The following is an 11,035-nucleotide window of genomic DNA, read 5'->3' on the forward strand; positions in this document are numbered from 1 at the left end:
ATCAGGGTATATTTTGCCGGAACTTAAATAATATTATGCCAGATAAAATGCTCAAATTTGTTAAAATAGGTCAACAAACTCCACCTAAAAGAGAAGTTGATACGAGAAAGGAAGATTTTAAGGAAATCTATGACGAGTATATCAATGAAAAAGCTAAAGAACAGTCGAGTAGGTGTTCGCAATGTGGAGTACCTTTTTGCCAAGTTCATTGTCCTTTAAGTAACAACATTCCAGATTGGCTTAAACTCACAGCTGAGGGAAGATTAAAAGAGGCGTATGAATTATCCCAAAGCACAAACAATATGCCTGAAGTGTGTGGCCGAATTTGCCCCCAAGATAGATTATGCGAGGGAAATTGTGTAATTGAACAGTCTGGTCATGGAACAGTAACTATTGGATCCGTTGAAAAATATATTACAGATAATGCTTGGGCTCAGGGCTGGGTAAAACCAATTAAGGTAACGAATGAAAAAAATCAAAGTGTAGGAATTATAGGAGCAGGTCCTGCTGGTTTAGCTGCTGCAGAACAATTAAGAAAAAATGGGTATAAAATAACTGTCTACGATAGATATGATAGAGCAGGAGGATTATTAATTTATGGAATTCCAAATTTTAAATTAGAAAAAGAAGTTGTAGAGCGAAGAACAAAACTCTTAAAGGATGGAGGAATTGAATTTGTTCAAAATTTTGAAGTTGGTAAGGATGCAAGCTTAGACCAATTGAGAAAAAAACATGATGCAATTTTAATTGCTACAGGAGTTTATAAAGCAAGAGAAGTAAACTTACCTGGAAATGATCTTGATAATATTTTTCCTGCAATGGATTTTTTAACAGCATCTAATAAAAAAGGTCTAGGAGATGATGTTGAGTTGTTTGATAAAGGAATTTTAAATGCAGAAGGTAAAGATGTTGTTGTAATCGGTGGAGGTGACACAGCAATGGATTGTGTGAGAACTTCTATAAGACAGAAGGCAAAATCTGTTAAATGTTTGTATAGAAGAGATAAAGAAAATATGCCAGGATCTGCAAGAGAAGTTGCAAATGCAGAAGAAGAAGGTGTTGAATTTGTTTGGTTATCAAGTCCTAAAGAATTTAAAGGTACAAATAAAGTAGAAAAAATAATTGTAGATCAAATTAAACTAGGTGATCCAGATGAGACAGGAAGAAGAAAGCCACAAGTACAAGAAGGCTCAAGTTACGAAACAAAAGCAGATATGGTTATCAAAGCACTAGGTTTTGATCCTGAGGATTTACCGAATTTATTTGATAGTAGTGAATTACAAGTAACAAAGTGGGGAACTATTAAAACAGATTTTGATACTATGGAAACAAATATAAAAGGGGTGTTTGCTGCTGGTGATATAGTTAGAGGAGCTTCATTAGTTGTCTGGGCGATAAAAGATGGAAGAGATGCAGCAGCTTCAATTAAAACTTATCTAGAAAGTAAATCTAAAGTGGAAAAAATAGTGGCTTAATGAAAAATTATAAAAAGAACCTTCACCTTTTAAAAGAAAATAATGTTTATTCAGAAGACATGGAGCATGATGCTTGTGGTGTTGGTATAATTGCATCAACTGAAGGTAAAAAATCTCGTAAAGTTGTAGAGTATGGTATTGAAGCGTTAAAAGCAGTTTGGCATAGAGGCGCCGTAGATGCCGATGGGAAAACTGGTGACGGAGCTGGAATTCATGTTGAAATACCAAAAGATTTCTTCATTGAAAAGATAGAAGTGACAGGACACACACATGACAATTCTGAAATATGTGTGGGCATGATATTTCTGCCTCGGAATGATTACGCAGCGCAAGAAAGTTGCAAAACTATTGTAGAAAGTGAATTAACAAAAAATGATTTTAGTATATACGGTTGGAGACAAGTTCCAGTTAATCCAAAAGTTTTAGGAGAAAAGGCATTCCAAACAATGCCCGAAATTATCCAAGTATTGTTTAAACCTTATAATCCAGAATTAACAAATAAAGATTTAGAAAGAAAAATTTATGAAACTAGAAGAAAGATAGAAAATGAGGCTTTTAAAAAATCTTTAAACAATTTTTATATTTGTTCATTGAGTTCTAAATCTATCATTTACAAGGGGATGTTTTTAGCTGAAGCTATCTCAGATTTCTACCTTGATTTAAAAGATGAGAGATTTGTTTCAAGGTTTGCTATTTTTCATCAAAGATTTTCAACAAATACAGCGCCTAGCTGGAATTTAGCTCAACCATTTAGAGCTATAGCGCATAATGGAGAAATTAATACTTATAGAGGAAATAAAAATTGGATGAAAGTTCATGAACAAGAGATGAACAGTCCCCTTTTTGATGATGTTGAGAACTTAAAACCTGTTATACAACAGGGGGCATCAGACTCTGCTGCATTAGACAATGTTTTTGAATTATTAAATATATCTGGACAGCCTGCGCCTTTGGCGAAGCTTATGTTAGTTCCAGACGCATGGTCTAAAAAAAATAAAACTCTACCAAAAGATCACCAACAATTATTTAATTTTTTGAACAGTACAATGGAGCCATGGGATGGACCAGCTGCTATTGCTGGAACTGATAATGAGTGGGTTATAGCTGCAAATGATAGAAATGGATTAAGACCCTTAAGATACGCAATTACAAAAGACAAATTATTATTTGCAGGTTCTGAAACAGGAATGATTGAATTAAATGAAAAAAGAATTTTGTCAAAGGGAAGATTGGGTCCTGGGGAAATAATTGGAGTTAGAATAGAAAAAGGTAAAGTATTTACAAACAAGCAAATAAAAGATTATTTAGCTAAAGAATATAAACACTTTAATTCACAAATTATCGACCTAGATGACAAGTTAACTATTTCAGATGAAAAAAATTCTTTTTCGGGAGATGATTTAAGAAGAAGGCAATATACTTTTGGAATAAGTCTAGAAGATCTTGAGCTCATACTGCATCCAATGGCAGAAGATGCTAAAGAAGCAACTGGATCTATGGGGGACGATACCCCATTGGCTGTTTTGTCAGATAGGTATAGACCGTTGTACCATTTTTTTAGACAAAATTTTAGTCAAGTCACAAACCCACCAATAGACTCTTTAAGAGAAAACAAGGTTATGAGTTTGAAAACAAGATTTGGAAATCTTGGAAATATTTTAAATTTTGATAATTTAACAAAGCAAAATATTTATGTTTTAAATAGTCCAATATTATCAAATTCTCAGTTTGAAAAATTTATAAATTTTTTTGGTAACAATTCATCTATAATTGATTGTACTTTTTCTGAGGAAGAAACCTTATTTGATTCAATTAAAAAAATTCAAAAAGAAGCTGAAATTGCAGTAAGACAGGGAGTTACTCAATTGATTTTAAGTGACAAAGAGCTTTCTAGCTTAAAACTTCCAATACCAATGCTTTTAGCAGTTGGATCAATTAATTCATTCCTTATTGAAAAAAAACTAAGAGGATATGTATCAATAAATGTTCAATCTGGAGAGGCTTTAGATACACACTCTTTTGCAACCTTAATAGGAGTTGGAGCAACTACTGTAAATCCATACTTAGCATTTGATAGTTTATTTCAGCGTCATGAAAAGAAATTATTTGGTCAATTTAGCTTTGATGAATGTGTAGAGAGATACATAAAATCAGTAAACGCAGGTTTATTAAAGATCATGTCTAAGATGGGTATTTCAGTTCTAAGTTCTTATAGAGGTGGATGTAACTTTGAAACCGTAGGTTTAAGCAGAACAATTGTTGCAGATTATTTTCCAGGAGTTGTCTCTAAAATTTCAGGTATTGGACTTACGGGTATAGAGAAAAAAATTAGAGAAATACATAAAGAGGCATTTGAAAGTTCTGAAACCATATTGCCGATAGGCGGTATATATAGATATCGTAAAAATGGTGAAACTCATCAATATCAAGGAAAATTAATTCATTTACTTCAAAGTGCAGTAGGATCTAATTCTTATGATGCCTATAAAAGATATGCTGATGGAATATACAGCTTACCACCTATTAATCTTAGAGACTTAATCGATTTCAGAGAAAAAAAATTAAGTGGGCCAATAGATATTTCTGAGGTTGAGCCAATAGAAAATATTTTAAAAAGATTTGGAAGTGGGAGCATGTCTCATGGAGCTTTATCAAAAGAGGCGCATGAAACTTTGGCAACTGGTATGAATAGGATTAAAGGTGCTTCATGTAGTGGAGAGGGCGGTGAAGATGCAAGTAGATTTAAAGTTTTAGATAATGGTGACAGCGCAAACTCAAGAGTTAAACAAATAGCTTCTGCAAGATTCGGAGTTACAGTTAATTATCTTAATAATTGTAATGAGATAGAAATTAAAATTGCACAAGGTGCTAAACCTGGTGAGGGAGGTCAGCTACCAGGATTTAAAGTTACAGATGAGATTGCTAAACTTAGACATTCAACTCCTGGAGTTACTTTAATATCACCACCACCACATCATGATATTTATTCAATCGAAGATCTTGCACAACTAATTTATGATTTAAAACAGATAAATCCTAAAGCAAGAATTGGAGTTAAGCTTGTTGCTTCCTCTGGAGTAGGAACAATTGCAGCTGGTGTAGCTAAAGCAAAAGCAGATATAATATTAATTTCTGGACATAATGGTGGAACAGGAGCAACACCACAGACTAGTGTTAAGTATGTTGGAATACCATGGGAAATGGGTTTGACGGAAGCAAACCAAGTATTAACTTTAAATAATCTTAGACATAAAGTTACATTAAGAACAGATGGTGGAATTAAAACAGGAAGAGATGTGGTGATAGCTGCAATGATGGGTGCTGAAGAATATGGTGTTGCTACTACAGCGTTAGTTGCAATGGGTTGTATAATGGTGAGGCAGTGTCATTCAAATACATGTCCTGTAGGAGTTTGCACTCAAGATGAAAAGCTCAGAGAAAAATTTACTGGGACTCCAGAAAAAGTAGTTAATTTGTTTACATTTATAGCCACTGAAGTAAGAGAAATATTAGCAAATTTAGGTTTTAAATCATTAAATGAAGTGATTGGTAGGACAGACTTGTTAAAACAGGTTAGTAAAGGTTCTCCAAATTTAGACGATTTAGATTTAAATCCTTTATTTGTTCAAGCTGATACTGGAAACAATCCAAGGTATTGTGAAGATCAAGAAATAAATAGTGTACCAGATACTCTTGACCAACAAATTTGGTCAGAAATTGAACAAGCTTTAGATAATTCTGAAAAAATTGAGAAAGAATATCAAATAAAAAATACTCATAGGGCAGTAGGCACTAGAATTTCTCATCATTTGTATAAAAAATATGGTTATGAGAAACTTGATGAAAACTTTTTAGTTTTAAATTTTAAAGGATCAGCAGGTCAATCATTTGGTGCATTTTCTTCTAAAGGTTTAAAACTTGTATTAAAGGGAGATGCAAATGATTATGTTGGTAAAGGTTTGTCAGGAGCTACTATTTCAATAAAATTACCTGAAGAGAGCAATTTAGTTTCAAATGAGAATACAATTTTAGGAAATACTGTTCTTTACGGAGCTACTACAGGAAAACTTTTTGCTGCTGGCCAAGCTGGTGAAAGATTTGCAGTTAGAAATTCCGGTGCAGTTACAGTAATTGAAGGATGCGATTCTAATGGATGTGAATATATGACTGGTGGAACTGTAGTAATTTTAGGAGATGTTGGTGATAATTTTGCAGCTGGTATGACAGGTGGAATGGCCTTTATATATGATAAATCTCAACAATTTGAAAAGAAAGTAAATCCAGAATCAGTAGTTTGGCAAAATGTAGAGACAGATTATTGGAAAGAATATTTAAAAAATTTAGTCAGTGAGCACTTCAAAGAAACTGAGTCTCAATTATCGAAAAAAATAATTGAAAACTTTGATGATGAAGTAAATAATTTTGTTCAGGTGTGTCCTAAAGAAATGTTGGATAAATTAAAAAATCCAATTACTTTAAAAAAAGATATAAAAAAAGTTAGCTAAATTAATAATTTAAGTTCTTTTAAAATTATATTTAACCATTTTTTATTTGATAAACTGTGATCACCTTTTTTTACAATATTTAATTTTTTCTTAGCTTTTGGAAATAATCTTAAAACTTTTCTTGAATATGAGACAGGAACTGCCTCATCTTTTTCACCATGAACCATTGTTACTTTAATATTTGAATTAATTTTTTTATTTAAGACTTTATTTTTTCTTCCATCTTTTATTAATTGTAGAGTAATTGGATATTTATAATTACCATGTTTTAATTGATAAATACCCTTACTTATTGTTTCCTCTTTCATTTTTTTAGTAAATTTTTTCCACATTAAATTTTCTAAAAATTCAGGAGCAGCCCCTATTCCTAAAAATCCTTTAATCTGTTTTTTGAAAATTTTGAATTGATTGAGAGAAATCCATGCGCCCATACTTGAACCAATTAGGACAAATTCTTTTTTTTTAACGTATTTTCTAATTAAAATTGACGTCTCTTTACTCCATTTTGAAATATTCCCATTTACAAATTTTCCAGAAGATTTACCATGACCAGAGTATTCCAGTGCTAAAAAACTTACTTTATTTTTTTTAGCAAATTTCAAAAAAGCATTTGGTTTTTTTCCTTCAAGATCTGACATAAAGCCATGCAAAAAAACTATAAAAGAACTATTTTTAAAAATTTTTGAAATATATCTAATTTTCTTTGTATTTGATATTTGGTGAAATCTGAAATTTGCCATAATCATTTATAAGTTTTGTCTATTAATATATAATCATATCAAATGTCATCTGATTTAAAAGTTTTACAAGTAATTCCAAAATTAGGTTATGGAGGAGCTGAAACAGGTTGTTACGATATTGCACATTATTTACCAGAAAATAATTGTAAATCATTTATTGTAACAAGCGGTGGTGAATTACTTAAATTTGTAGATAGAAAAAAAGTTAAAATATTTAGACTTCCAGTGCAAAGCAAAAATCCTCTACTAATTTTAATTAATGCTTTTATCTTAATAGGAATAATTTTAGTTTATAATATTTCTCTTGTTCACGCGAGAAGTAGAGCGCCTGCTTGGTCATGTTTGTTAGCAACAAAAATCACAGGACGAAAATTTGTAACTACATTTCATGGAACATACAATTTTAAGAGTAATATAAAAAAAAGTTATAATTCAGTAATGACTAGAGCAGATCTAATAATTGCAGGATCTAATTTTATTTTTTCTCATATTAAAAAAAATTATTCAAAATATTTAAATGATAAAAAAAAATTAATGGTTATTTTTAGAGGGATAAACGTCGACTATTTTGACCCAACAACTAAAATTGAAATTGATGAAAAAAAATTATTAAAAAAATGGGACATTGAAAAAGATAAAAAAATTATACTTTTACCTGGTAGATTAACTTCCTGGAAAGGACAGGAAGTTTTTATAGAGGCTATTAATTTAGTGAATATAGAACTCGGTTATGAGGCTTTTTATGCTGTTATTCTAGGCAGTGATCAAGGTAGAGATTTATATAAGAAAAAATTAATAAGACTTTCCGAGCAATACAGATTGTCTAAACAAATAAGATTCATAGATCATTGTAAGGATATGGCATTAGCTTATAAAGTTTCTGATATTATTGTTTCAGCCTCAACCGAACCAGAGGCTTTTGGTAGAGTTGCTGTTGAAGCACAATCGATGGAAAAACCAATTATAGCAAGCAACATTGGAGGTTCTAATGAAACAATAATTGATGAAAAAACTGGTTTTTTATATGAAGCAGGAAATGCTAAATCATTAAGTAATAAAATATTAAGAACTCTTAACATGGATGAAACTCTATTAAAATCAATTGGTAATGAGGGAAGAAAAAACATAGTTCAAAAATTTAATGTTGAAAAAATGTGCTTTTCTACTTATTCAGAGTATAAGAGATTATTAAATTAAATGCCTATAATAACATTACCCGACGGAAACAATATTGATTTTCCTAATAAAGTTACTGGACTAGAAGTAGCTGAAAAAATTAGCAAATCGTTAGCTAAACAAGCCATGGTCATAAGTGTTGATGGTGAACTTAAAGATCTTGATTTTCTAATTGAAAATGATTGTTCTGTAAAAATTTTTACCTCAAAAAATCCTGAGGGCTTGGAAACTATAAGGCATGACACAGCCCATATTTTAGCTATGGCTGTTCAAGAATTATTTCCTGGAACACAAGTTACAATTGGACCCGTGATTGAAAATGGATTTTATTATGACTTTGCTAGAAAAGAACCATTTACAGAGGATGATCTTTTTAAAATTGAAAATAAAATGAAAGAGATTGTTGATAGGAACGAAACAACAAAAAGAGAAGTTTGGGATAGAAACAAAGCAATTAGCCATTTTAAAAAAAAAGGAGAAATTTATAAAGCCGAGTTAATTGAAGCGATACCTGAAAATGAAGATGTATCAATTTATTTTCACGGCGAATGGCATGATTTATGTAGAGGACCACATTTATCATCCACAGGCAAAATAGGGAAATATTTTAAACTTACAAAAGTATCAGGAGCATATTGGAGAGGAGACTCTAAAAATGAAATGTTGCAACGAATATATGGTACGAGTTGGGCAACTCAAAAAGATCTAGATGAATATTTGAAAAGAATAGAAGAAGCGGAAAAAAGAGATCATAGAAAATTAGGTAGAGAGATGGATTTATTTCATTTTAGAGAAGAAAGCCCTGGCTCAGTATTTTGGCATGAAAGAGGATGGGGTTTATTTCAAAAGCTCATTAACTACATGAGAAGCAGACAAGATGCAGCTGGTTATAAAGAGGTCAATACTCCAGAGGTACTAGATAGACAACTATGGGAAAAATCTGGGCATTGGGAAAAATATGGAGAAAACATGTATACTTCTGAAACACCAGATGAGAAAGTTTTTGCAATTAAACCGATGAATTGTCCTGGTCATATCCAGGTATTTAATCAAGGCCTAAAAAGTTATAGAGATCTTCCTTTACGTTTCGCTGAATTTGGAAAAGTTCATCGTTATGAGCCATCAGGCGCTCTACATGGGTTATTAAGAGTAAGAGCCTTTACCCAAGATGATGCTCATATTTTTTGCACTGAAGATCAAATTACTAGCGAATGTTTAATTGTTACAAATCTAATACTAGATATTTATAAGGACCTTGGTTTTGAAAATGTGATTCTAAAATATGCAGATAGACCAGAAGTAAGAGTTGGTGATGATGCAGTATGGGATAAAGCAGAAGCCTCTTTACTTGAAGCTGTCAAAGCTTCTAAATTAGAATATACTATTAATAAAGGTGAGGGTGCATTTTATGGACCTAAAATTGAATTTGTTTTACGAGATGCTATTGGCAGAGATTGGCAATGTGGAACTTTACAGGTAGATTTAAATTTACCTGGAAGATTAGATGCTTCTTACGTTGACAAAGATGGAACTAAAAAGGTTCCTGTTATGTTACACAGAGCATTATTTGGTTCTCTAGAGAGATTTATTGGAATTTTAATTGAAAACTATGCAGGCAAGTTTCCATTTTGGATATCTCCATTGCAGACTATGGTAATACCTATTTCAGAAGAATTTAATGACTATGCGGTCGAGGTATCAAATAAAATAAAAAATTCAGGTATAAGTTCTGCAGTAGATTTAAAAAATCATAATTTAAATTATAAAATTAGAGATCATTCTTTAGCAAAAATACCACTTTTATTAATTTGTGGTAAAAAAGAAGTTGACTCCAATTCAGTAACGATTAGAAGATTAGACACTAATAAACAAGAAAATATGGGTATAGATCAATTCTTAAAAACATTCTCTGCTTTAAATAAAGCATCATCAAACTAAGTGGCAGACTTTAAACAAAATTATTTTCAAAGAAGAACTAAGGACAGAGGTCCAAGATCTAATAATAGAATTTCTTCTCCAGATGTTCAGGTTATAGCGAGTGATGGAGAAAATCTTGGAGTAATGAATACTAATGAAGCTATTTCCATGGCAAAAAATCAAGGTTTAGATTTAATTGAAATAGCGGCTAATGCAAATCCACCTGTATGTAAAATAATGGATATGGGTAAATATAAGTATGATGCTCAAAAAAAAGCAAATCTTGCAAAGAAAAAACAAAAAATTGTTTCTTTAAAAGAAATTAAAATGAGACCTGTTACAGAAACTCATGATTATGAGTTTAAAGTCAAAAATGCTAAAAAATTTATAGCTAAAGGAGATAAGGTCAAATTCACTATAAGATTTAAAGGTAGAGAACTTCAGCATTCCCATCTAGGAAATGAACTAATGGGCAAAATTAAAGAAGATATGAAGGATATCGGCAAGGTAGAATTGCATCCCAAGTTTGATGGAAAGCAAATGATCATGGTAATTCAGCCTTTATAAGCCTTAATAGAGGTTGTAAAATTATATCTTTCTTTGTATAAGTCCGCAGAATTATGCCAAAACTAAAAACAAAAAGCTCAGCAAAAAAAAGATTTAAAATATCCGCTAAGGGCAAAGTTATTTCTGCTCAGTCAGGTAAAAGACATGGCATGATTAAAAGAACGAATTCACAAATAAGAAAACTAAGAGGCACTACAACATTATCTAAACAAGATGGAAAAATTGTTAAGTCATACATGCCTTACAGTTTAAGAGGTTAATAATGGCAAGAGTTAAAAGAGGTGTAACTAGCAAAGCTAAACATAAAAAAGTTTTAAAAGCTGTAAAAGGTCAATGGGGCAGAAGAAAAAATACTATTAGAGTTGCTAAGCAAGCTATGGAAAAATCCATGCAATACGCTTACAGAGATAGAAGAAATAAAAAAAGAGATTTTAAATCATTGTGGATACAGAGAATCAATGCTGGAGTTAGAGCCGAGGGCTTAACTTACTCGAAATTTATCAATGGATTAAATAAATGTGGTATTGCAATAGATAGAAAAATTCTTGCTGAAATTGCTTACGATAGCCCAGAGGCATTTAAAACAATTGTACAAAAAGCTCAATCAGCTTTAAATTAATCTTCGCTATTGTTTTTATTTCTTAAGGAAATAATC

8 protein-coding genes are annotated in these 11,035 nt (G+C 31.4%); 7 read left to right on the forward strand and 1 reads right to left on the reverse strand.

From position 1 onward, the window contains the following. Positions 1 to 35 precede the first annotated feature (35 nt). Both ACTT88_RS00075 and gltB read left to right on the forward strand, forming a co-directional pair. Positions 36 to 1,475 carry an NAD(P)-dependent oxidoreductase gene (locus tag ACTT88_RS00075; protein ID WP_440907362.1) on the forward strand — a complete coding sequence of 480 codons (1,440 nt, stop codon included), beginning with the start codon at positions 36 to 38 and terminating at the stop codon, positions 1,473 to 1,475. Further along, the gene (gene gltB / locus ACTT88_RS00080; RefSeq protein ID WP_440907363.1) at positions 1,475 to 5,980 is read left to right on the forward strand and encodes a glutamate synthase large subunit; all 4,506 of its coding nucleotides are present in this window, start codon (positions 1,475 to 1,477) and stop codon (positions 5,978 to 5,980) included. The genes ACTT88_RS00075 and gltB overlap by 1 nt, the downstream gene beginning before the upstream one ends. Here gltB and ACTT88_RS00085 read toward each other — a convergent pair. Then, positions 5,977 to 6,720: an alpha/beta hydrolase gene (locus ACTT88_RS00085; protein ID WP_440907364.1), complete on the reverse strand. Its 744-nt coding sequence runs from the start codon at positions 6,718 to 6,720 to the stop codon at positions 5,977 to 5,979. The two genes, gltB and ACTT88_RS00085, sit on opposite strands and share 4 nt — an antisense overlap. Before the next feature lie 42 nt (positions 6,721 to 6,762). On the opposite strand from ACTT88_RS00085, the gene ACTT88_RS00090 reads away from it, so the two are divergent. From ACTT88_RS00090 to rplT, 5 genes are read left to right on the forward strand one after another with little or no spacing between them, the layout of a single operon-like run. Continuing rightward, on the forward strand, positions 6,763 to 7,917 hold the full coding sequence (locus tag ACTT88_RS00090; RefSeq protein ID WP_440907365.1) for a glycosyltransferase family 4 protein: 1,155 nt from the start codon (positions 6,763 to 6,765) through the stop codon (positions 7,915 to 7,917). Beyond that, positions 7,918 to 9,834: a threonine--tRNA ligase gene (gene thrS / locus ACTT88_RS00095; protein WP_440907366.1), complete on the forward strand. Its 1,917-nt coding sequence runs from the start codon at positions 7,918 to 7,920 to the stop codon at positions 9,832 to 9,834. Beyond that, positions 9,835 to 10,380, forward strand: coding sequence for a translation initiation factor IF-3 (gene infC / locus ACTT88_RS00100; protein WP_440907367.1), 546 nt, complete (start codon positions 9,835 to 9,837; stop codon positions 10,378 to 10,380). It abuts the gene before it with no gap. 53 nt (positions 10,381 to 10,433) lie between these two features. After that, positions 10,434 to 10,640: a 50S ribosomal protein L35 gene (rpmI, locus tag ACTT88_RS00105; RefSeq protein ID WP_440907368.1), complete on the forward strand. Its 207-nt coding sequence runs from the start codon at positions 10,434 to 10,436 to the stop codon at positions 10,638 to 10,640. Between the two features lie 2 nt (positions 10,641 to 10,642). Then, entirely contained in the window at positions 10,643 to 10,999 is a 357-nt protein-coding gene (gene rplT / locus ACTT88_RS00110) for a 50S ribosomal protein L20 (protein ID WP_023854435.1), read from the forward strand. Positions 11,000 to 11,035 lie beyond the last annotated feature (36 nt).

Source organism: Candidatus Pelagibacter sp. (genome assembly GCF_052046145.1).
Taxonomy (GTDB): Bacteria; Pseudomonadota; Alphaproteobacteria; order Pelagibacterales; family Pelagibacteraceae; genus Pelagibacter.